This window comes from Brevibacillus sp. HD3.3A, assembly GCF_013284375.2.
GTDB lineage: Bacteria > Bacillota > Bacilli > Brevibacillales > Brevibacillaceae > Brevibacillus > Brevibacillus parabrevis.
On the sequence record NZ_CP085874.1, the window covers coordinates 3289400 to 3314385 of the forward strand.

At 53.6% G+C, this 24986-nt stretch carries 8 protein-coding genes; all 8 read right to left on the bottom strand.

Features of this window, described 5'->3' with window-relative positions; genetic code table 11:
- Positions 1 to 55 precede the first annotated feature (55 nt).
- The 8 genes from HP435_RS15190 to HP435_RS15225 all read right to left on the bottom strand — a co-directional run bounded on the left by HP435_RS15190 (position 56) and on the right by HP435_RS15225 (position 24962).
- Positions 56 to 4699, bottom strand: coding sequence for a type I polyketide synthase (locus tag HP435_RS15190; RefSeq protein WP_173599521.1), 4644 nt, complete (start codon positions 4697 to 4699; stop codon positions 56 to 58).
- Positions 4692 to 17591 carry a non-ribosomal peptide synthetase/type I polyketide synthase gene (locus tag HP435_RS15195; protein WP_229049684.1) on the bottom strand — a complete coding sequence of 4300 codons (12900 nt, stop codon included), beginning with the start codon at positions 17589 to 17591 and terminating at the stop codon, positions 4692 to 4694. The genes HP435_RS15190 and HP435_RS15195 overlap by 8 nt, the downstream gene beginning before the upstream one ends.
- The gene (locus HP435_RS15200) at positions 17588 to 18748 is read right to left on the bottom strand and encodes an acyl-CoA dehydrogenase family protein (RefSeq protein WP_122966458.1); all 1161 of its coding nucleotides are present in this window, start codon (positions 18746 to 18748) and stop codon (positions 17588 to 17590) included. The genes HP435_RS15195 and HP435_RS15200 overlap by 4 nt, the downstream gene beginning before the upstream one ends.
- Before the next feature lie 48 nt (positions 18749 to 18796).
- A complete protein-coding gene (locus tag HP435_RS15205; RefSeq protein WP_229049952.1) occupies positions 18797 to 19489 on the bottom strand; it encodes an SAM-dependent methyltransferase in 693 nt (230 codons plus the stop codon).
- Positions 19490 to 19498: 9 nt separating this feature from the next.
- Positions 19499 to 19750, bottom strand: coding sequence for an acyl carrier protein (locus tag HP435_RS15210; RefSeq protein ID WP_122966456.1), 252 nt, complete (start codon positions 19748 to 19750; stop codon positions 19499 to 19501).
- A gap of 36 nt (positions 19751 to 19786) precedes the next feature.
- On the bottom strand, positions 19787 to 20815 hold the full coding sequence (locus HP435_RS15215) for an HAD-IIIC family phosphatase (protein ID WP_173598188.1): 1029 nt from the start codon (positions 20813 to 20815) through the stop codon (positions 19787 to 19789).
- Positions 20816 to 20871: 56 nt separating this feature from the next.
- Positions 20872 to 21759, bottom strand: coding sequence for a 3-hydroxyacyl-CoA dehydrogenase family protein (locus HP435_RS15220; protein ID WP_173599993.1), 888 nt, complete (start codon positions 21757 to 21759; stop codon positions 20872 to 20874).
- Positions 21760 to 21875: 116 nt separating this feature from the next.
- A complete protein-coding gene (locus tag HP435_RS15225; RefSeq protein WP_173599994.1) occupies positions 21876 to 24962 on the bottom strand; it encodes a cyclic peptide export ABC transporter in 3087 nt (1028 codons plus the stop codon).
- Positions 24963 to 24986: the final 24 nt, after the last annotated feature.

Sequence of the window (24986 nt, forward strand, 5' to 3'; positions counted from 1 at the left end):
AATGGGGAAAACGTCTTGACCGTTTACATGCCCATGGATTAGCTCGTTCTCGTTCTCACTCTCTCTTTCTCAGCTCTGCTTGTCTGGCCAAAAGCTCCCTTCCGGCGACTTCCCGCTCTTTCAGCCTTGTTGCCTCGCCTTCATCGCCTGTTCCGGTTTCACCTGCCTGGATGCTTTTCGCCAAGCTGGCAATGGTCGGATTGGCAAACAGGTCGACAATCGGGATCGGCTTGTGGAACTCTTCTTCCAGAAGCGATTTGATGCGAATCAATGTCAAAGAGGTGGCACCCAACTCAAAAAAGTTGTCGTTGGTGCTGATCTCCTCAATCCCCAAAAACGTCTCCCAAATTTCTGCGATTCTTTGTTCGACGTGATTGGACGGCTTTTCATAGTCGACCATCGCGGAAGTGCTTTTCCGTTTTTGGCGAGCGCTTTTCGGCATGGCGACAGCATTGGCTTTTCCTGCGGGCTGCTCCAGGAACCGTATCCACTGATCCAGCCGCGCTTCCAAATCACCGGGGGAATGCACAAGATGGTGCAAGCGATCCATTGATAATACTCTGCGGAGAGCTTCGATCCCTTCTTCCGGCGTCATGGCCAGATCGCCGATCGAAGACTGATACCTCGCCGCCGCTTTCTCACGGCTCCGCCATGCTTCCCAGTCAATCGTTTTCCATTTCACGCTGCGCTGTCTGTTTCGCTTGTTCGTATAGGCATCCATGAACACATTCGCCGCCGCATACGCAGCAAAGCCATACCCGCCCAGCACAGCCGCTGTCGAGGACATAAGCAGACAAAAATCAAGTGATTTTTGCTCCAATATTTGATCGAGGACGAGCACCCCGTCCATTTTCGGCTGAAAAATCGCCTGGCAAAGCCCCTCGTCCAGCTGGTCAATCGCATGGAAAAAGTGATCTCCCATGTTCGCTGCGCAATGGAAGACGCCATGGATCATCCCGTGAGCGGCTTCGATCTCGGCTATCGCATTGGACATCTGCAAATAGTCGTCGACTTGCGCCCGGTAAACCTCGATAGTGGCTCCCGCTTGCTCTGCGTCGAGCATTTCGCGGATGCGCATGCTTCGCTCGTCCTTTTCTCCGTGCTCGGCAAGCCATGCTGCCCATTCCTGCTTCACCGGGAATGATCGTTGAATGATGGCAATCGTCGCCTGATAATGCTTGGCCAAATAGCTGCCGATCATCCAGCCGATCATGCCTGCGCCCCCGGTAATTACATAAACGCCGTTTTGGCGAAAAGGCTCTGTCTTCGGCTCTGTCACCTTGACAGGCTGATAACTTGGAACCCAGCGCTGGAAATGACGGTACGCGACCAACCGATCTGCCGACTCGTGCGCAAGCTCTTCCAGCAGCATCTGGGCCATCTGTTTGGCAGCTTCCCCGGCTTCGAGCTCGGCGGTCGAAATATCAACGGTCAGCTGGCGGATGTTGTGCATCTCTTGGGGAATGACGTGCCCTAACCCAATCAGCGGCGAGTGCTCGGGAAACAGCGTCTCCTGTCCGGTCACAGCCACGGCTTCATTCGTCACGACTGCCATGCGGACGACTCTGTGCCTGTCCAGGCGCTGCAAGCCTCGCGCTGTATGCATGACGCTGTAAAAGCCTGTTTGCTGCGTCTTGTGCAAGGCAAACACATCCAGAGAGGCGCTCGGCTTTTGTCCGGCGCTCCACAAATGCAGCACATGGTCGATTCGCAGCTTTTGCTCTTGCATGCTGGCAAAAAGATTTTCGTAATCCGCGGAAGAAGCCGGATTTACCACATATCCTTGACTGCTCGCGGCAAATTCCGCACCGCTGTAAACGACGATGGGAACTTGTCCGGCAGACGACAGCTGGCGAATCAACTCGTCGCAAAGCGAGTCCCGATTGGCGAAGACGAGATACGTTTGGTGAGCTGGCGGCTGAGCGGCAAGCGGCAACACTTTTTGCTGCCAAAGAGGGGCATAAAACCAATCCTCGATCTGCAGCTTCTTTTGCAAGTTCTTTTTCGCAGATGCTTGCTTGTCGTGCAGCATGTGAAACGGATTGCCGTCCAGCCAATGATAGTCACGCTCAAACGGATAAGTCGGCAAGGAAAGTCTGTTTCGCTTCTCGGACTGGTACAGCTTCGTCCAGTCGACAGTATGGCCTGCTCCCCACAGTTGGCCCAGACGGGTGTACAAGTAATACAGGTCGTCTACTTTTTCCTGCGGATTTCGGATGATATTGAGAATCGTATGGGCCGAGTCGCGTTGAACAAAATAGCGCAGCAGAGCACTCAGATTCCGGTCTGGTCCCACTTCGACAAAAGTTAGCGCGTCTTCTTGCAAAATGTGTTGCAGACCGCGAGCAAAGCGGATCGGGTCCGTCAGCTGTCTCGCCCAGTAGCCAGGGTCTGTTGCCTGTTCAGCCGTGATCCACTCCCCGGTCATATTGGAAATAAACGAGATATGAGGCGGATGTAACTGAATCTGCCGCATTTCCTCCTCGAACGCCTGTCTGATCGGCTCCATTAAAGCCGAGTGCAGCGCATGGGCAGTGTCCAGGCGAATGCCTAGCTGTTTTCGGGACTTCAGCTGTTCCTCAAACTGCTCTACCGCTGCTCGCGTTCCTCCGACGACACAAGACGGCCCGTTGACGATGCACAAGGAGAGCGTTTCCGGAAGCAATGGCAAAAGCTCTGCTTCTGTCAGCGGGACGCTCAGCATGGCTCCCTCTTCGGTCTGCTTGATGAGCTGGCCTCTTCGGATAATCACGCGGATGGCGTCCTCTAGCGCAAACACCCCTGCCAGGCAGGCGGCTGCAAATTCCCCGAAGCTGTAGCCGATCATATAATCAGGCTTGACGTCTAGCTCCATCAGATACTTGCCGAGAGCGTACTCGAAAATGAAGACCACAAGCTGGCTAATGTCGATCTGCCTGATTTTTTGCATGGCCTGCTCGCGATCCGTTTGTGGAAAGAACCACTCCTTGCTCGGCACATCCAAGTAACGGTCGAGTATCGCAAAGCAGTGATCCAGCTCTTTGCGGAACAACGGCTCAGATCGGTACAGCCCGAGGCCCATCTCCACGTATTGATTGCCCAGCCCCGGAAACATGAAGACGATTTTCTTGTCGGCCTGCTCGACAACGCTTGTAAACAGCTTCCGCGAGCGCTTTCCTGTTTCGTTTCCAACGGACTGCAAAACCTCAGTCAATTCATCCGTATGGCTGGCGACGACAAAGCGCCTGTGCTCGAAAGCCTTTCTTCCAACCTGGAGAGTAAACGCCAAATCTGCCAAGGAAACATCCGGGTTTTTACGGATATAGTCGAGCAGATTCAGGCTGGACTGGTCCAGGGCGGTTTCACTTTTCGCCGAAAGCAGGATAAGCTGCGCGTCTCTGCCCTTCGCGGACTTAGGCAGCGGCGGCGCTTCCTCCAGGATGACATGGGCGTTTGTACCGCCGATCCCGAAAGAGCTTACTCCGGCCCGCAATGTGTCTTGGATGGCAGTCAAATCGAACAGCCTGGCATTGATCTCAAAGGGCGAGTCAGACAAGTCAATTTTCGGATTCAGCTTTTGAAAGTGCAAAGTCGGCGGCAGTAACTTATGCTGCAAACTGAGCGTTGCCTTGATGAGCCCTGCAACTCCTGCCGCTGCGTCGAGGTGGCCGATATTGGACTTGACCGAGCCGATCAGGCACGTGCCTTCCTCGCTGGCAAAAGCCGTGCGCAATGCTTCCAGCTCAATCGGATCGCCGAGTACGGTTCCTGTGCCGTGCGTCTCGACAAAGTGAATGTCGGCAAAATCTACCTCGGCCAATTGCTGGGCCGTCTGAATCACCTCGACTTGCCCTTCCACGCTTGGAGCCGTGTAGGCGCTTTTCCGATCTCCGTCGTTGTTGATCGCGGAACCTTTGATGACCGCATAAATGTGATCCCCGTCCGCGATTGCTTCTTCATAGCGCTTCAAGACGACAACCCCTGCCCCATTGCCTGGCACGGAGCCTTGACTATCTGCGTCAAACGGCTTGCAGTGCCCGTCCGGCGACAGGATCATGCCCTCCTGATACTGGTAGCCGGACTTCAACGGCAAGGAGATGCTGACACCCCCAGCCAGAGCAAGGTCGCACTCGCCGTTCAGCAATGCCTGCGCGGCGAGATGGACCGCGACAAGCGATGTCGAGCAGGCTGTGTTGACGGTCATGCTCGGCCCTTTCAAATTCAGCCGATGGGCAATCTGCATCGACATAAAATCTTTGTTTGCGAGCTGATTGGCCGAAAACGGACCGAGCAGTTGGGCGCTCTCTGACAAAAAAGCGAGGGACTGCCAGTAAAGACTGCTGGCAGCTCCCGCGTACAGACCGATCAAACCAGAGTACGTGTCAGTGCAATAACCCGCATCTTCAAGCGCTTCCCAAACGCATTCGTGAAAAATGCGCACCTGCGGGTCCATGACCTCTGCTTCAAGCGGTGAATAGTTGAAAAAGGAGGCGTCGAAATATTCGCTGTTCTCCAGGTAGCCTTTTGCCGGAACGTAGTCTGGATGGGCGAGCAGCTCCGGGTCGATGCCGCTCTTTTCCAGTTCTTCCCGGGAGAAAAACGCGATCGCTTCTGTGCCATTGACCAGATTGCGCCAAAAGCCTGCGATGTCCAGCGCTCCCGGAAATCTTCCCGACATGCCGATAATGGCAATCTCAAGTCCGTTTACTTGTTTACTCATCGCTATTTGTCCCTTTTCTTTTTGATAGTCGCTGTGATCGTTTGGCATTGCCTTGCAGCAATCGCTCTTTGCGTTCCGGCACTGTCATCGTTTGCGACTTGCCTGCGTGCGCCTTCTGACTCGTGTAAGCCAGGAAAGATTCGATGGTGCGATATCGGTACAGATTGGCGATCGAAATAGTTGGATCGAGCTGCTCCGTCAAGCGCTTGTGCAAGTGGATGACGCTGAGCGAGTTTCCTCCGAGCTGGAAAAAGTCGTCACGGATGCTGACCTTCTCGATTTGCAGCACTTCTTTCCAGATCAGCGACAGTTGTTTTTCCTGCTCGGTTTTGGGCAGAACGGCTCTTTCCTTTTCCACGTTCAATGGCATGCGGGAAAGCGCCTTTCTGTCGATTTTTCCACTGGACGTATGCGGAAGCGAAGCGAGCTGCTGATAGTGCAGCGGAACCATGTAAACGGGCAAGTGCCGCTGCAAATACGCCTGTAGCTGGCCTGAATCGATCTGTTCTGTCGCGCCGTAATACGCGCAAAGCATTTTGCTCTCCGCTTGTGTTCCCTGGCTGACCACGGCAACCGTCTCGATCTTGTCTGTATAGGACTGGATCGCCGATTCGATCTCCCCCAGTTCAATCCGGAAACCGCGCAGCTTGATTTGGGTGTCTTTTCTGCCCAAGTAGGCAATGTTTCCGTCTTCCAGCCAACGGGCCAGGTCGCCCGTGAAGTACAGCCGTTCTCCGGGAAGCAGCGGCAGTTCCCTGAATTTTTCTGCGGTCAGCTCCGGGCGGTTGAGATAGCCTTTTGCCAGCTGGATGCCAGCGATGCACAGCTCTCCCGGCACGCCAATCGGCGCCAAGCCGCCTTCTTCGGTGACGATGTACAGGCGGGTATTCGCTACTGGTTTGCCGATCGGAATTAGCCGATCTTCTGCCCGCACTTCATAGAACGTCACGTCAATCGACGCCTCGGTGGGGCCGTACAAGTTGTGCAGCTCTACTCCCTGCATTTTTCGGAAGAAGCGGTCCTTCACTTCGATGCTTAGCTCTTCGCCGCTGCAGATGCAGCGCTTGAGGCGGGAAAAGGAAGCTTCATCCGCGTTGTCCGGCAAGGTGTGGAGAAACGCTGCCAGCATGGACGGTACAAAGTGCAGCGTTGTCACTTTTTGTTCGTCGATGAGACGATACAGATACTCGGGGTCTTTTTCTCCGCCTGGCTCGGCGAAGCAGAGTACCCCTCCGATCATGAGCGGCAAAAACAGCTCCCACACGGAAACGTCAAACGTATAGGTCGTCTTTTGCAGCACGACCTCGTTTTCGTCCATGCCGTAATGCGCCGCCATCCAGCACAAGCGATTGGACATGCCGCCGTGCGTTAGCATGACTCCTTTTGGCTGGCCTGTGGAGCCGGATGTGTAGAGCACATAGGCCAGGTCATCCGGCAAAAGCGGTACACCCGGGTTAGTGCGCTCATAGCTGGCGTACTGCGCTTCGTCTTCCAAATCGTAGACGGCAATCTCAGCAGAATCTGTAAAAGTCATTTGCTCGATCAGCTTTGTTTGGGTCAATACGAGACGAGCGCCGCTGTCTTCGAGCAAATACTGAATCCGTTCGGCTGGTGTGGCGGGGTCGATTGGCAAGTAGGCCGCGCCTGCCTTTTCAATCGCAAGCAGCCCGATGATCATCGCCAAGGAGCGTTCCGCCACAATCCCTACGATCTGGTTTTTCTCGCAACCGTGATCGAGCAAAAAGCGTGCCACCTGATTCGCTCGCTCGTTCAGCTCGCGATAGGTCAGACTCTGTCCTTCGCATATCACTGCTTGCTCGTCGCCGCGCACGCTTGCCTGCTCTTCGATGAGCGCCACCACGCTGCGGCTCCAGTCCTCATCTACACGCGTCTGGTTGAAGCCGTCCCGCAGCAGTTGTTCTTCCTCGGCTGAAATCAAGCGAATTTCCTTGATCGGTTGCTCAGGAGCCTGCAAAATTTCTTGAAGAATTTGCGTATAATGCTTGCCCATGCGCTCCACCGTAGAGGCGGCAAACAACGCCGTCGCGTATTCCAGCGCAAAGCCCATCTGCCCTTGCTCTTCCCACGCTTGCAGCATCAGGTCAAACTTGGCGATGCCGCTGTGGATATCCTGGCGTTGCACGTCCAGCCCGCGAATGCGCAATTGGCTGCGATCGCGCTGCTCCCAGGCGAACATCGTGTCAAACAACGGGTTGCGGCTGAGGTCTCTCTCTTTTTCCACCTGCTGCACCAGCTCTTCAAACGGGTACGTCTGGTGCTCAAACGCTTGCAAGCAGTACGCTTTCAACTCCTGCAAGTAGTCGACTACGCGCTTTTCCCCTGTGGGGTAGCTGCGCAGCGCCAGCGTATTGACAAAAGCCCCGACCGTCTCTTCAGTCTCCGCGCCGATGCGTCCGCCCACTGGCGTCCCGACCATGATTGCTTGCTGCCCGCTGTATTTCGCCAGCAGGATCGAGAAGCAACCGAACAGCAGCATGTACGGCGTCAACTGCTGTGCGCGGCAAAATTCGCGGAGCGCAGACGCTTGCTCGTCCGTCCACACAAACCGCCTCAGGTCGCCAGCAAAATGCTTGATCGGCGGACGGCGGTAATCGGTTGGCAAATCGAGCGTTTCGTAGCCGTCCCTGTACTGCTGCAGCCAGAAGTCCGCTTCCTTTTGCCAATCGGCTGCGTCCCGGCTTTGTTGCCAGACAGCGAAGTCTTTATACTGCCGCTTCGGCTCCGCCAGCGTCTGTCCGTCGTAATAAGCGAGAAAATCGCTGACCAGTCGTTCAATTGACAATCCGTCGGAAATGATGTGGTGCATGTCGATCAGCATGACGTGGCGGTCGGGCGCAATGCTCACCAGGCGAATCCGCAGCAAAGGCACTTCGTGCAGCGAGAACGGACGAATGAAGCCTTCCATTGCTTCTTCCACGCTCGCGCCCGGCATCTCCCGCCATTCAAGCGCAAAGGGCGGAGTAGCAGAAGTAGTCAGAGCAGCCGGGGCACTCGGAGTAGCCGAAGCACCCGGTACTGCCAAACCACTCGGAGCAACCGAAGCACCCAGAACTGCCGAAGCACCCGGAACTGCCGAAGCACTCGGAGCAACCGAATCACCTGGAACTGCCGAAACACTCGGAGCAGCCAACGCACTCGGAGTAGCCGAAGCACCCGGAACTGCCGAAGCACTCGGAGCGGCCAACGCACTCGGAACTGCCGAAGCACCCAAAACTGCCAAACCACTCGGAGCAGCCGCAACAATCTTTTGCACCAACTCTTGCCCGTTTAACTCAAAATACGTCCGCAACGCCTCATGCCGTTGTAGCAAGCCTTCGCACGCAGCCTGCATCCGCTCCCGGTCGACAGCCCCGTGCAGCAAAAATACGCCCGGAATGTTGTAAGCCGTGCTCGTTTCGTCAAACTGCTGCAACGCATACAGCCGTTTTTGCTGGGAGGAAACCGGATAGTACGGCGCTTCCGCCGCTTTTGGAATCACGACAGCCGCCTGCGGCGCTTTTTGCCGAATGAGCGGCACCAGCTCCCGGATCGTCGGATGCGCGAACACCTCTTGCATCGTCAGCTGCACCTGGAAGGCGGCGGAAATTTTCGCTTTCAACACAATTGCAGCGAGCGAATTGCCTCCCAACTCAAAAAAGTGAGTGCTAGAGGAGATGTTCTCGATGCCCAATGTTTCTTTGAAAATAGAAGCAAGAAGCTGCCCATCTTCCCCCGCCAACATTTCCGACGCGGCCATGTCCACATCGTCGCTCGCCGTTATGCGTGGCAAAGCTTTTCTGTCGATCTTGCCGCTGGACGTATGCGGAAGCGCAGCGAGCTGCTGATAGTGCACCGGAACCATGTAAGCAGGCAGATGCCGCTGCAAATGTGCTTTCAGCTTGCCAATGTCGACCTTCTCCGTCGCGCTGAAAAACGCGCACAGCACCTTGCTCTCCGCTTGTGTTCCCTGGCTGACCACGGCAACCGTCTCGATCTTGTCTGTATAGGACTGGATCGCCGATTCGATCTCCCCCAGTTCAATTCGGAAACCGCGCAGCTTGATTTGCGTGTCTTTTCTGCCCAAGTAGGCAATGTTTCCGTCTTCCAGCCAACGGGCCAGGTCGCCCGTGAAGTACAGCCGTTCTTCGGGGAGCAGCGGCAGTTCCCTGAATTTTTCTGCGGTCAGTTCCGGGCGGTTGAGGTAGCCTTTTGCCAGCTGGATGCCAGCGATGCACAACTCTCCCGGCACGCCAATCGGTGCCAAGCCGCCTTCTTCGGTGACGATGTACAGGCGGGTGTTCGCTACTGGTTTGCCGATCGGAATTAGCCGATCTTCTGCCCGCACTTCATAGAACGTCACGTCAATCGACGCCTCGGTAGGGCCGTACAGGTTGTGCAGCTCTACTCCCGGCATTTTTCGGAAGAAGCGGTCCTTCACTTCGATGCTTAGCTCTTCGCCGCTGCAAATGCAGCGCTTGAGGCGGGAAAAGGAAGCTTCGTCCGCGTTCTCCGGCAAGGTGTGGAGAAACGCTGCCAGCATGGACGGTACAAAGTGCAGCGTTGTCACTTTTTGTTCGTTGATGAGACGATAGAGATACTCGGGGTCTTTTTCTCCGCCTGGTTTGGCGAAGCAGAGTACCCCTCCGATCATGAGCGGCAAAAACAGCTCCCACACGGAAACGTCAAACGTATAGGTCGTCTTTTGCAGCACGATCTCGTTTTCGTCCATGCCGTAATGCGCCGCCATCCAGCACAAGCGATTGGACATGCCGCCGTGCGTTAGCATGACTCCTTTTGGCTGGCCTGTGGAGCCGGATGTGTAGAGCACATAGGCCAGGTCATCCGGCAAAAGCGGTACACCCGGGTTAGTGCGCTCATAGCTGGCGTACTGCGCTTCGTCTTCCAAATCGTAGACGGCAATCTCAGCAGAATCTGTAAAAGTCATTTGCTCGATCAGCTTTGTTTGGGTCAATACGAGACGAGCGCCGCTATCTTCGAGCAAATACTGAATCCGTTCGGCTGGCGTGGCGGGGTCGATTGGCAAGTAGGCCGCGCCTGCCTTTTCAATCGCCAGCAGCCCGATGATCATCGACAAGGAGCGCTCTGCCATGATGCCGACGATCTCGTTTTTCTCGCAGCCTTGCTCAAGCAAGAACCGCGCTACTTGATTCGCGCGTTCGTTCAGCTCGCGATAAGTCAGTCTCTCCCCTTCGCATATCACTGCTTGCTCGGCGCCACGCTCTTTTGCCTGCTCTTCGATGAGCGCCACCACGCTGCGGCTCCAGTCCTCATCCACCTGCGTCTGGTTGAAGCCGTCCCGCAGCAGTTGTTCTTCCTCCGCAGAAATCAAGCGAATTTCTTTAATCGGTTGCTCAGGAGCCTGCAAAATTTCTTGAAGGATTTGCGTATAATGCTTGCCCATGCGCTCCACCGTGGTGGCGGCAAACAACGCCGTCGCGTACTCCAGCGCAAAGCCGATTTGCCCTTGCTCTTCCCACGCTTGCAACATCAGGTCAAACTTGGCGATGCCGCTGTGGATATCCTGGCGTTGCACGTCCAGCCCGCGAATGCGCAGTTGACTGCGATCGCGCTGCTCCCACGCGAACATCGTGTCAAACAACGGGTTGCGGCTGAGGTCTCTCTCTTTTTCCACCTGCTGCACCAGCTCTTCAAACGGGTACGTCTGGTGCTCAAACGCTTGCAAGCAGTACGCTTTCAACTCCTGCAAGTAGTCGACTACGCGCTTTTCCCCTGTGGGGTAGCTGCGCAGCGCCAGCGTATTGACAAAAGCCCCGACCGTCTCTTCAGTCTCCGCGCCGATGCGTCCGCCCACTGGCGTCCCGACCATGATTGCTTGCTGCCCGCTGTATTTCGCCAGCAGGATCGAGAAGCAACCGAACAGCAGCATGTACGGCGTCAACTGCTGTGCGCGGCAAAATTCGCGGAGCGCAGACGCTTGCTCGTCCGTCCACACAAACCGCCTCAGGTCGCCAGCAAAATGCTTGATCGGCGGACGGCGGTAATCGGTTGGCAAATCGAGCGTTTCGTAGCCGTCCCTGTACTGCTGCAGCCAGAAGTCCGCTTCCTTTTGCCAATCGGCCGCGTCCCGGCTTTGCTGCCAGACGGCGAAGTCTTTGTACTGCCGCTTCGGCTCCGCCAGCGTCTGTCCGTCGTAATAAGCGAGAAAATCGCTGACCAGTCGTTCAATCGACAGTCCGTCGGAAATGATGTGGTGCATGTCGATCAGCATGACGTGGCGGTCAGTGCCTACGCTCACCAGGCGAATCCGCAGCAAAGGCGCTTCGTGCAGCGAGAACGGACGAATGAAGCCTTCCATTGCTTCTTCCACGCTCGCGCCCGGCATCTCCCGCCATTCAAGCGCAAAGGACGAAGCAACCGCAACAATCCTCTGCACCAACTCCTGCCCGTCCAGCTCAAAATAAGTCCGCAACGCCTCATGCCGCTGCAGCACCCCTTCACACGCAGCCTGCATCCGCTCCCGGTCGACAGACCCGTGCAGCAAAAATACGCCCGGAATGTTGTACGCCGTGCTCGTTTCGTCAAACTGCTGCAACGCATACAGCCGTTTTTGCTGGGACGAAGCCGGATAGTACGGCGCTTCTGCCGCTTTCGGAATCACGACAGCCGCCTGCGGCGCTTTTTGCCGAATGAGCGGCACCAGCTCGCGGATCGTCGGATGCGCGAACACCTCGTGCATCGTCAGTTGCACCTGGAACGCATCCACAAGCTTGGAAATAAACGATACAACCTTGAGCGAGTCAAATCCCGCTTCAAACAAGTCCTCGTCTTCCCCTACATTCGGACCGCCGATGATCTCCCCTACTAACCGCGAGATCACGCTTCCCTCTTCACTTGCAAACGTATGAACGACTGGAGCCGATTCGGCCACCTGTCCAGACAGTCGCTCCTGCGAATGCGCAGGCGAAAACGAGAGCGACGCCGCGGACTGTAGCGCTGCGCTTGCCAAGCGCTTGCCTTTCGCCCGTTTGCCAAACTGGCTGGTGTCAAAACGAAACGCATGGTTCCAGTAACGCTTTTTCGCAAACGGGTATCCCGGCAAAGAAATTCTTCTGCGCCGTTCGCCGTCGTAAAACCGTTTCCAGTCCAGATCGACCCCATACAGCCACAATTGCGCCACCGTCTTCAAAAGCTGTTCGTCGTCCGCCACTTGCTTTCGCTCCACCCGGATCGTATCGAGCAGCTTTTGGTTGCGCTCAGGACGCAAAAACCGCTGGGCGAGCATGCAAAGATTTCGTCCCGGCCCAACCTCGATAAATAACGTATGCTCCTGCTGCGCCAGCTTTTGCAGCCCTGCCACAAAGCGGACAGGCTCGCGCAAATGCCGCACCCAGTAGCCCGGATCGACCGCTTCCTCTGGCGTAATCGGATTGCCCGTCAAGCTGGACACAAACGGCAGCACAGGCTGCTGGAACGAAACGCGCTGTACGTATTCGCCAAATTCTGCCAGCATCGAATCCAGCATGTTAGAATGCCCCGCGTGGGAAATAGCGAGCCGCATGCTGATGACCTTTTGTTCCTTCAACGCGGCTTCGAATCGGCTGATGTCCTCCTTGCTTCCAGCGACAATACACGATTCCTCGTTCACGGCTGCAATCGACAGCTCATGCGGCAAGATGGAGAGCAGAGCTTCCTCTGCCAAAGGAACCGTCAGCATGACGCCTTCCGGGAGTTTTTCCATGAGCCTGCCTCTGTGATAAGTCAAAATCAAGGCGTCTTCCAACGAGAAAACCCCGGTTATGCACGCCGCGACGTACTCGCCGATGCTGTATCCGATCATGTTCGACGGGGCAGCGCCCCACTCCATCAGCATCCAGGCCAACGAATACTCGATGGCAAAATGAAGCGGCTGGGAAACGCTCTGCCTGTGTATCTCCCGCGCTCCCTGATCATCAGGCTGGTCGGGGTACAAATAGTCCTGATAGCGGACACCCGAGATGTTTTGCAAAATCGCGAAGCATTCATCCAGCTTCTCGCGGAAAAGCGGCTCGTGACGGTAAAGGTCCAAGGCCATATTCACATATTCCGCACCTTGCCCCGAAAACATGAACACAAGCGCAGGGCTTTGCTCGGAAGCGACAAAATCCCATGATTTCCGGGAGTTTTTGTCCGTCAAAACTTCAATCGCTTCCCGCACTTCTGCGCAAAGCAAGACAGAGCGGTGCGAAAAACGTTTGCGCCCTACCTTCAGCGTATAGGCGGCATCGGCCAGCTGGATGCTGTCGTCGCGCTTGAACCGCTCGCCAATCCGTCCCTTCATCTCTTTCAACGCTGCTTCGCTGTGAGCGGACAACGCGATCATTTGGTACCGCCTTTTCGCTGGCGTCTCGATCGCTGGCGGCGCTTCCTCCAAAATCACATGAGCGTTGCTGCCTCCTTGCCCGAATGAACTGACGCCTGCCCGCAGCGGAAACATGTCTTCGTTTTGCAAATCGAGCAGCTGCGTATTGAGGTAAAACGGGGAATTTTCGAAATCGATCTGCCCATTGACCTCTTCACAATTGATCGTCGGCGGGATCATCCGGTTTTTGAGCGCGAGCGATGTTTTCATCAGTCCGGCAATCCCTGCCGCCGCTTCCAGATGCCCGATATTCGTCTTGACGGAGCCGAGCCCGCAGTAATTTTTCTTGTCCGTGTCGAAGGCCAGTTTGAGCCCTTCCACTTCAACAGGATCGCCCAATGCCGTTCCCGTTCCATGCGCTTCGACATAGTGAATCTGCGCCGCTTCGATCCCGGACCGTTCGATCGCTTTTTGAATCACGGCCGCTTGTCCTTCCGCACTTGGAGCCGAATAGCCCACTTTGCGGTTTCCGTCATTATTGACAGCCGTGGACTTCAAAACAGAGTAAATATGATCTCCATCTGCCAGCGCATCTTTGAGACGTTTTAAGACGACTAGCCCAACCCCGTTTCCGGTAACAGTCCCGGTCGCTTTCTTGTCAAAGGCGCGGCAATGTCCGTCTTTGGATAAAACCATCCCTTCCTGATGGACATATCCGGCTTCATCCAGCAAAGTAACCGCAGCCGCCCCTGCAACGGCGATGTCGCAGTCTCCAAAAAGCAAGTCCTTGTAAGCCCGATCAACTGCCACGAGCGAAGTCGAGCAGGCTGCCTGGACAGTGATCGCTGGCCCGCGCAAATTCATCCGGTAAGCAATCAGCGTCGCGAACGAATTGCTGTTGACGTGATAAATTTGGTATTGCTCAGAAGCGTAAAGCGATGGAGAGAACGTCTCCGGCACCCAGTAAATATTGTAGGCAGAGCCGACGTACAAACCGATGGAGCCTGGATACGCTTCCGGCTCGTACCCCGCATCCTCCAGGGCATGCCACGCGCACTCATGCAGCAAGCGAATTTGCGGGTCCATCCACTCGGCTTCCGCTACGGTATAGCCAAAAAATTCGGCGTCAAAGCAATCGATATCGTCGAGCTTTCCTTTCGCCTTGACATAATGCGGATTGTTCCACAGTTCGCGATCGATGCCGAGCGCTTCCATTTCTTCATCGCTGTAAAACTTGATTGCCTCGTTGCCGCTGACGAGATTGCGCCAAAACTGCTCCTTGTCAGCCGCTCCCGGAAATCGGCCTGCCATTCCGATGATCGCAACATCGGTGTCTTGAATATCCACAGTGCGGGGCTTGGCCGCTTTGGGCTTTTCGGCTGAAGGCTTGGCCGTCCGGCTCTCCCCTGTTGCTTTTGCGTGGAAGTAGTTTGCCAATTCATGAATCGTCGGATAGGTGAAAATGGTCTGCACCGGAACGTCCGTGTTCATTTCCGCTTTCAACTCATTGCACAAGCGGATGACGTTGATCGAGTCGCCGCCGACATCAAAAAACCGATCGTGTATGCCCACCCGCTCGATTTCCAGCACGTTTTTCCACGTCTCAGCAATCTTCGCTTCCAGCTTGCTTTTCGGCTCGATCGTATGTTCCAACAAATGCAGCGGCTCTTTTTGCATTTGCACCAACGCTTTGCGATCCACTTTCAAATTGCGGGTGTACGGAATTTCCGGTATCCGGTAGCAAGCAGACGGAATGGCGTAATGAGGCAGCCTCGTTTTGAGAAACGCTTTGCAAGCTGTCCAGTTGAAACCGCTGTCGACCACCAAGTAGGCAGCCAGGGCTGACTCGTTCTTTTCTTTTATTTCGATGACGACGACATCTTTGACCGGGGAAAAATCCTTCAAGGCGCTTTCCACCTCGGCCATCTCTATGCGGTGCCCGCGGATTTTGACCTGATGGTCTTTTCTCCCGACAAACTGCAAGGAGCCATCCGGCAGCCAATAGGCGTAGTCGCCCGTACAATATAACCGCTCGCCCGGCTGAAACGGGTTGGCTATGAACTTTTCCGCAGTGAGCAGCGGCTGGTTCAAGTACCCCTTCCCCAGACCTTTCCCGAAAATACACACTTCTCCCGGATAGCCAAGCGGGCGCAGCGTTCTCTCATTCGACAAAAGATAGATGCCTACATTGGCAATCGGCTTGCCGACAGAAATCGTTTCTTCAAGCCGCTGGATCGTAGACCATACTGTCGTTTCCGTCGGGCCGTACACATTGTAGATAGACTGCTTTGTGATCGCGCGCAACGATTTGTACAAATCTTCCGATAACGTTTCTCCGCCGATCAAAATCTTTTGCAGCTGCTGCAGACTGCTCGCTCGCGCCGATTGCACAAGCAGCTTCATCCGCGATGGCGTCGCCTGGAGAATCGTCACCGACTCAGCTTCGATCAGCTTCATGATTTCATCCGGGTCCTTGAGCACCGCATCGCTCGCCAGTGTCATTTTCATTCCCCAGCAGAGCGGCGCCAATGACTCCAGGACAAAAATATCAAACGAGTAGGCAGCGAGCGCCAGAACGGTATGTTCGGGTTCAAAACCGATTTCCCGTTCCATTGCGTACAGAAAATTCACGACGTTTTCATGCGAGATCATGACGCCCTTGGGCACTCCGGTCGATCCAGAAGTATAGATCACGTATGCCAGATCATCGGAAGTCGCTTGAGGGACTGTTACCGCTACTTCCCGAGCGTATTGCTGCAAGTCGCGCAGACTGTACTCTGCTTCGCTTTCTGCCTGATCCATGCACACAACGGTTTGGAGTAGCGGACACTTGGTTTTAAGTCCAGCCAACACATCCGTGAATTTCTGGACGGACACCACCACATTGGCACAAGCGTCGGAAAGCATCGCCGCGCAGCGTTCCAGCGGCAACGTCGGCTCCAACGGCAAATAAGCGCCACCGGATTTCAAAATACCGAGCAGCGCGATCACCAGCTCCGGCCGCCTATCCATGAACAAGCCCACGACCTGGTTCGGTTGAACGCCCGCGTCCTGCAACAAATTCGCCAACTGGTTCGCCTGCTCATTCATTTGCCGATACGTAAAAGAACGCCCTTCGTATGTCAGGGCGATGCGCTCAGGCGTTTTGTCCACTTGCTCTTCGAATAGCTGATGGATCGTTTTCCCCGTGGGCAGAGCCACTTTCGTATTGACCCATTCGCCCAGCAGCTTCTGTTTCTCTTCGGGAAACAGAAAGTCAACCGTGCGAATCGTTTCCAGTGGCTGCTCCACCAGATACGTCAAAATCATTTTGTAGCGCGCACAAAGCTCCTGCACGAACGCTTCGCTGTAGACGCGGCAGTCGTAGTCGACAACAAGCTCGATCGTCTCCCACAACGTAATAAAGATCGTGAGCGGATAATTGGTTTCTTCTCTATATGAAAAGGAATCGATGACGAAATTCCGATTTTTCGAATGCGGTTGAAGCGGATAATTTTCAATGACGAGCACCGTATCAAACAGCTCTTTTTCAAAAGGCAGTCCACTGTATTTTTTAATATCCCGCAACGGTGTGGAGCCATAATGCTTGCGGGCATTCATGGAAGCAAACACCCGCTCCAAAAATGCCTGGAGGGATTCGTCCGGGTCGATCGCCAATCGGAGCGGCAACGTATTGATGAACAAGCCCACCATCTTGTCTATGCCATCGAGAGACTCCTCCCTCCCCGAGACGGTCGTGCCAAAAACCACGTCTTTGCTGTCTGCATAAAAATAGTGGAGCAACGCCCATGCCCCGTACAGGTAGCAGCTGATCGCATGTTTTCCTTGGCGTTTGATTTCAGCATGAAGCGACTGCGGAATGTCCAGCCGGGCCTGTTTTTTCTCCGCGGCGTGCTTGCTTGCATGAGACTGATTGGCTGGGATAATCTCTTGCAACCAGAGCGGATTTACTTCTTGCAGATAGGTTTTCCAGAACGTTTCTTGCTCTGCCTTGTCTTTTTGCTGGACCGACTTGATAAAGTCTTTGAATTTTCGCTTCGCCGCAACGGTCGGCTGGCGCTGCTCCAGCAACTGCTGATACGTCTCCATGAACTCAGCCAAAAGAATGCCCGTGCTCCACCCGTCGAACAAAATATGGTGGTGACTCAGGATTAGCTGATAGTCCTCGTCTCCCAATTTGTACAAACTGACGCGAAACGCGCCTTCCCGCAGATCAAACTTGTTTGCCCGATCTTCGTCCAGCAGGTTAGCCACAAACGTGTCGCGGTCCGCGGTCACCTGTGCCGATACATCCACATAGCGCAAAAAGTCCGGCAGCTCTTTGAGGATGATGAGAAGAGGCGCTTTGACCCCTTCCCATCGAAAAACGGCACGCAGCATCTCGTTGACGGAGACGACGTGCCGCCATGCCTGTTGAAATGCAGCGATATGGACAGCCGAGGAAACATGCAAGCTGATTTGCTCAAAATAGAGGGAGCTGTCCGGTTCTTTCAAGTAATGAAACAGCATCCCTTCTTGCATCGGACTGAGAGAAATGATGTCGCTGACTTGATTGGCATCTAATTTTTTCATACTTCCGTAATCCTTTTTGGCTGATAGTAGCGGTTCGCGCCGTGCATGGCGATGATTTGCTGCTGAATTTGCGAAGACCCTTCAATGATCTCCAAAATTTTCGCCTCCCGGAAAAGACGTTCGACTGGATACAGGTTGCAGCAGCCGTTCGCGCCAAGCACCTGAACGGCATCGGAGGCAACCTTGTTGGCTACTACCGAGGAAAAGTATTTCGCCATCGTCGTTTGCACAATCGCGTCCGGATGATTGTCGGCGCGCATGCGCGCGGCTTCCCGGCAGAGCGAGCGAGCAGCATGAACGTTCGTCACGGCATCGCCGATGATGCCTTTGATCAGTTGAAAGTTGAAAATTTTCTGCCCGGACTGGTTTCTTTTGCGCGCATACGTAACCATCACTTCCAGGGCTTCCTGCGCCAGTCCGACGCCCATCCAGGCGACATTAAACCGCCCCTGGTCGAGCGCGAAGTTGGCAATGCCCGTGAAGCCCATTCCTTCCTTGCCGATCAGCTTGTCCGCGTCCACTTCCACATCGTGCAGCTCGATATCGGCAAGCTGGGAAGCTGCGCAGGAAAGCAGCCCTTCGATTTTGCGAATGTGGACACCCTCTTGCTCGCGGTCGACGAGGAAAGCACTGATCGCGTTCGTCGTCGGATCGGAGGCAATGACGATAAAAAAGTCGGCGATCTCCCCAAACGAGATCCATTTTTTGCGCCCGGTAATCCGATACTTGTCGCCCGCTTTTTCGTAGGAAGTTTTCACATCCTTGGCGCCGCTTCCTACTCCCGGTTCGGTTAAAGCAAAAGCCCCGACCTTCTCGCCCCTTGCGATGGGCAGCACGTACTGTGCTTTTTGGTAGTCGCTGCCCCAACGGATGAGCGTTTCGCCTACCAGCCCGGTCGTAACCGTCAGCAGCATCGCGGCAGACAGAGCGCCTTTTCCGATCTCTTCAACCAGGTTCCCGTATTCGAGGGGGTGCAGCTGCAAGCCCCCGTACTGTGCTGGAAAGCTTGCAGCCAAGTAGCGCTTTTCCCCCATTTTTTTGATCAGCTCGCGTGAAAGCGCTTTTTGTTGTTCAAATTCGGCAGCAAACGGTCTGATTTCTTCTTCTGCAAACTGTTTTACTTCTTCCAGAATGCTGTGTGGGCTTGTTATTGTCATATTTATTCAATCCCCATCATTCAAAATGTGCTTCTGTCTACGCTTTGCTTATTTGCATAAAATCGTCAAAAAATCGTAGACATAGCCCTGACTGACTTCTGCGCGAATCGGCTGCAAACCACTGGCTCTGAGCTGCTCCAAAGCGATTTTTTTGGTCAGCAGCTCTCGGTATCCCAGGTTGATTTCTGGGTGAACTTCGTAATAGGCACGCGTCAAAAAGCTATCCATCGGAACGATCAAAATCAAATATCCATCCTCCTTGCAAAACTGTTTGTGGATGGACAAGATTTCGGCCTTCTCTTTAAAATGTTCAATCAAACCAAAACTGCAAACAAGATCAAACGTTTCTGTCAGCTTCAGCGTGAACAAGTCTTCGAGCAAGTACGTAATGCGATCCGCATGGTTATGCGCGACTTGGTTATAGGCGTCGAAGGAGGTTTGGCAATTATCGACCAAAACCCCGCTTCCTTGGTACATCGTCAGCAAAAGCCGCGTCAAAAATCCGGTGCCTGCGCCAAGCTCCAGCACTCTCGGCTCGGGCTTGACCGGAACGTCTCGCAACAGCTTTCGAAGCACGTCGCCAAGCACCAAGCCGAGCAAGTGAGCATTTTCGCGCAAAAGTTCCCGGACGTTTTGAAAATATAGGTTTGCATCGACACCGGGTGTCTCTCCGCTGTTAAGCGTGGTAAAATACTCCGTCCAATTGAAATCAGCACTTGTATTTTTCGTCGTGTAAATCATCTGCTTCACTTATTTGTACACCGATTTGGACTGGATAAAGTTCACGATGTTGTTGATCGTATTGAAGTTGGAAATTTCCATTTCGTCGCTTTCAATCGTCAGCTGAAATTCGCTTTCGATAAACGTGACCAGCTTCATCGCGAACAAGGAATTGACGAAGCCCAGTTCAAAAATATTGTCGTCATCGCTAAATTCCACTTCATCGTCGAATACAACCAGATTGGCCAGAATAAAGTTGCGAATTTGTTCTTGAAGTTGCATGTGTAAACTCTCCTTTTTTGGGTTGGATAGTCATTCCTACGAAACGAGCACATCGATATAAGGCGGGAATTTTTGAATCTGGGTCAAATCGTTTTCCAAGATGACAAAGCCATCTTCTTCTTTGGAAACCTCCTTAAAGTTGGAAAAACGATAGGAAACGTACATCATTTTGTTTCTTTCCGTATTTTTAAAGTCGGCCAGCAATCGTTTGCCGGCTTGCTTGGCCTGCTGCATGATGTGTGCCAGCAATACGGTGCCAACGCCTCTGGAAATCACCCGGCAAGACATGATGAGCAATTTGATATGCCAGTGCGTCTCGTTCATTTCGACCAGGGCGATTCCGATTTTTCCGTACGAGCCATACTTATCGGTCAGCTCGCACACGAACAGCTTGTGGTCGGGCGAATGGCGGAAATAATTCAGCTCGTCGTAGCTGTATATCCGCCCCGTCGAGTTCAGCTGATTCGTGCGGACCGTAAGCTCCTCCGCGCGTTTCAGGCAATCTTCCTGCGCCTCGCTGATTATGAACTTCATGTCCAACGTTTTCAAAAACTCTTCGCTCGTGCCTGTGAAAGACTCTTCCTCCTGCTGACGCTCCATGTCTTGCAAATACATTAACCGCCGTTTTTTCGAGTCCTCCGTAATAAAAGCCGGAATCAGCGAAGGGTGTGTCAGCAGCTCGGTATAGCGCTCGGCGTGCAGGCAGTTGATCGAATCGTGCACGCTTTTCACTTCGTCCAGTTCAAAAGGCTGGTCATCGACGAACAACAGCGTGTCCATCCCGATGTTGATCGCCTGCTGGATCGCCCCGATGGATTTGGACTTCGGCTCCCAATGAATTTGCGGGTACAAAAAATAGTGGTCAATCTCAAACTCTTTCAGCTTGCGCATCGCGTCAGCGTAATTGTTTTTGCTTGCCACCGACTGCAAAATGCCGCGCTGATCGAGTTGTTCCATGATTTCCTTGATTTGCGGATAGAGGGCAACATCGTCTCCTTCCGACAAAACGCCCTTCCAGACCGTGTTGTCCAAATCCCAGACGACACATTTAATCCCGTTTTTCAGCTCCATTTGCATGTTCCTTTACATGAAATTTTGATCGGCTTCGTCCGGCACACGGCTTATCTGGCACTGTGCGCCAATGGAGACGCCGCCGTATAATCGAAAAACCCTTTCCCGCTTTTCTTGCCAAGCAGTCCGGCGTCGACCATTTTGACCAGCAGCGGGCACGGGCGATACTTAGGATCGTTGAAGCTCTCGTACAACACTTCAATCGAGTGCAAAATCGTATCGAGCCCGATCAAGTCCGCGGTTGCCAACGGACCCATTTTATGGCTGAACCCCAAGCGGAATATTTTGTCGAGGTCCTGCGGCGTCGCCACCTGATCGTGAATCGCCCAAATACATTCATTAATCATCAGCATCAGCACGCGGTTTGTGACAAAGCCGGGCGAGTCGTTGACCAGTACAGGCTTTTTGTCGACTGATTTCAGGAAGCTTTTGATTTTCTCGATCGTTTGCTCGGACGTGTAGTAGCCACGGATGATCTCCACCATCTGCTTGAGCGGCACCGGATTCATGAAGTGCATCCCGATGACATTTTCCGGCTTGGGCAGCAGCGAGCCGACCTTCGTGATGGAGATGCAGCTTGTATTGACGCCATAAATCGTGTCTTCCGGGCAATATTGTTTCAGCTCAAGGTAGACCTGCTTCTTGGCCTCCCAATTTTCGGTGATGTTTTCAATTACGAACGGCACGGCAGAAAAATCATCGTAAGTCGTGGTGAACAATACGTTGGCGAGCACCTGCTCTATGTCTTTTACCGGAATCTCTTTTTTCATCAGCTTGACCAGCTTGAAGTCTTCGCGCATCTTCTGCTTCGCTTTTTCCACAATGTCGGGATGCAAATCTTTCAAAATGACGCGATATCCGTGACTAGCCAGGTCCAAAGCCAAATCCGAGCCCATTATCCCGGCTCCGACAATCCCAATCGATTCGAATGTTTTCATTTTCAGCAATCATCCTTTTCTCATAGTAGACAGCGTAACGAACTCATCCTATCCTGTGGCTTCTCTCATTTTGCGCTCTGCCGCCTCCCCTCCTCTCCCGCATTACCCAGAGATTCTCATGCATGCTGTTTCACATGTTCATGAGCGATCTGCCCGACTTCCATTTTCAAAAGCTGATCGGCTACATGGAAATACCTGTCGTCATGCGTAATCGCAATGACGCACTTGCCTTTTTGCTTCATCTCAGGCAGAAGTGTGTTGTAAAAATATTCTCTAAACTCAGGGTCCTGATCGGCAGCCCATTCGTCAAAGAAATAGATCGGTCGATCCTCCATGCAACTGACTAACAAGGCCAACCGTTTTCTTTGGCCCGTAGACAGATTGACCGTGCTGAAGCCGCCATTCTGGATGTGCAGCTTATGGTCGATGCCGAGTTTCAGCAAATATTCTTGTATTTCTTGTTCTTTTTGATTGACGTTGATGCCGTACAACTTCTCGAACAAGTGAAAATCGCTGAAAATGGCGGCAAAATGTTGCCCCAGCTCTTCCTGGCGCTGACCATTCACCAACAGTTCACCCCGGTCGGGCTTGTACAATCCCACCAACAGCTTGCCTAATGTCGATTTCCCGCTCCCGTTCCCGCCCGTAATGAAAGTGACCTGACCAGAATGGAAGCTCAGGTTGACCGGACCGACAGTAAACTGCTCGCCCTCGGCGTTTTTATAATGATATTCAACAGCTCTGGCCTCCAAATGAATGTCTCCCCCAGATGGAAGTGCTTCTGTCTTTTGCCCCTCCTGTTTGTCCTCACCGACTTCTAGCTGTCTCGACAGTTCATTCAACCGATTCCAGCTAATCCGCACGCGAATAAAATTCGGGATCGCATCCAAAACGCCGTGCACAGGGCCTGTCATATACAGGAACACAAAAATGTAGGCTCGCAAGGAACTGCTGGCAATATCCGTAAAGACGACAGGGAAAATGAACGCAACGACCCCGATCACGAAGGTGAACAGCAGCTCGCCCATCACAAACACGTTGGCGAAACTCAAATCCCCCTGAATCCGCTTGATCCGGTACGTGTCGCAGCTTTGTTGCAACTCCTGCTGGAATTGCCCTTTCTTTCCCTTATGGATGCTCAGCTCCTTGAAACCGCCAATCATGTGATTGATGAACTTGAAAAAGGCATTTTGTATGTCCCTCGTCTCTTCCCACACGCGATTGGCATACCGACCTGCGAGAAAATAAAGCCCGGCGGCGACCAAAATCACGACAATGGAAATGAGCAGGCCATACAGATTGACCATGCCTAAATAAATGAAGCAACACAGCAAAGTAACCAGACTGGTGACCCCGAAAATCAAGATGTTGGACACGCCGCTGATCGTTTCCGTATCGTTGTTCAACACGGAGTAGATGCGCTCTTTTTCGATGGCTTCAATGTTTTGGTACGGAGAGTTGAGAATTTTGTCGATCAACTCTGTTCTTTTTTGGAACACCATCTCGTTTGTGATCGTAATCAGTTTGGCCCTGACCAACCTTTGTCCGCACACGTAGATGAGGATGCCCATGATAAAAAAGGAAAACAAGCCGCCCTGAAAACGGTCAGTATGGTTGAGCGCCTCGTTGATGATAAAAATAATCAGCGCATTGCCCAATCCACTGACGGTACTGAGGACGATGATCGGAAAAAAGGTCCGGTCATTCGCTTTTGGAAACACAACCGTCATCCAGTAATAGACGGAAAACAGCACAATCCCCACAAACAAACTAAAGATGGCGACCACAAAGCTTGCAGGCGCCCAGACGTCGACGAAGCTCCAGGACAGCCCGTCAAACAAGACGGAAGGAATTTGCCAAAAACAGTATCCGCACAGCCCTAAACAGACGAGCAGCACGGCAAAGCGATACGCGTTTTTCACAAACCCTGCGGATGGACGCCGCTGTTTTCGGGCGATTTCGCCGAGCGCCTTGGCGGCAAACCAGGCGGTAACCGCAATCAACGGGATCGCGATGCACAAAATGACAACCGCCACCTTGTCGACACTGCTGTAAAGGTCGGAAACGTTTTCCGGCGGTTGCTTGCCTTGCAAAATTTCCATGATTCCCTGACCCATCGCCTGTGTGTGAGCCGAGTTGATATTGGTTAATACCGCTACTCCCAGCTGCTCGCCCGGGCGAATGACGACCGAGGAAGAGTAATTCGGGTTGCTTCCGCCGTGGGACAGCTCGCCGCTGCCTTTTTGGTAGACGAACCAGCCCGCAGCGTACGAGGAGCCGTCGCCGCCCGGAAAAACAGAGCGATCCGGCTGATGGGACCTTCTAATCAGCTCGCTGCTCACCTGTTCGTTTGCTCCCGAACCGAGCTGCTTTTTCAGCCAGATTGCCATATCCTCGCTATTGGAAATGATGTATCCGGCTGGCGTATTGCCCCGATACACAGGAGCCTCGTATTCTCGCGCTCCCAAAAAGCCGATTTTATAGCCTTTGGCCATTTCATGCTGCTCGGCTTCCTGACGGAACAGGTAGGAATGCTGCATGCCGAGCGGCGTCAGCACGTTGTCTTTTGCCACTTGTTCAAAAGACTTCCCCGTCACTTTTTCTACGACCAATCCGAGGACATCGTAGTTGATCGACGCATACAGGAAGCGTTCTCCCGGAGAAAAATCGAGCGTCTGTCCTGCGGCTGCCCTGACTGTCCGCTCCAGCGCGTCTGCCTCTTCGCCTGCCGGAATCTCGCCAATCGAGCGGAACGGGATTCCGCTAGTATGGTGGAGCAATTGTTCCAGCGTAATAGGCGGCGTATTTCCTCTGGCATCCTTCATCTGAAACCACGGGAGATATTTTTGCACCGGGTCTTGTAAGCTGAGCAGTCCTTGTTCTTCCAGCGCCAGCATGATCAGGCCAGTAAACGCTTTGCTCGTAGAACCAAGCTCAAACAGCGTTTGTGTCGTCACCGGGCGTTGCGCGGCCACGTCCGCATAGCCAAACCCGCGGTTGTAGATCGTCTCTTCGCCTTTGACAATGACGACAGATGCCCCCGGTATTTTGCCGTCCTGCATTTTTTCCTCGATCCAAGCTTCGATGGCTGCGATTTTTTGTTCGTCCAAACTGGTTGTTGCCGCTGTTTCTGCCTGTAATTTCCAGGGAAAAGTCATGGTGAGCAAAAGCAGGACAAGCCATGCCGCGATTCCTTTTCTCATACACTTAACCTCTCATCCCGAATT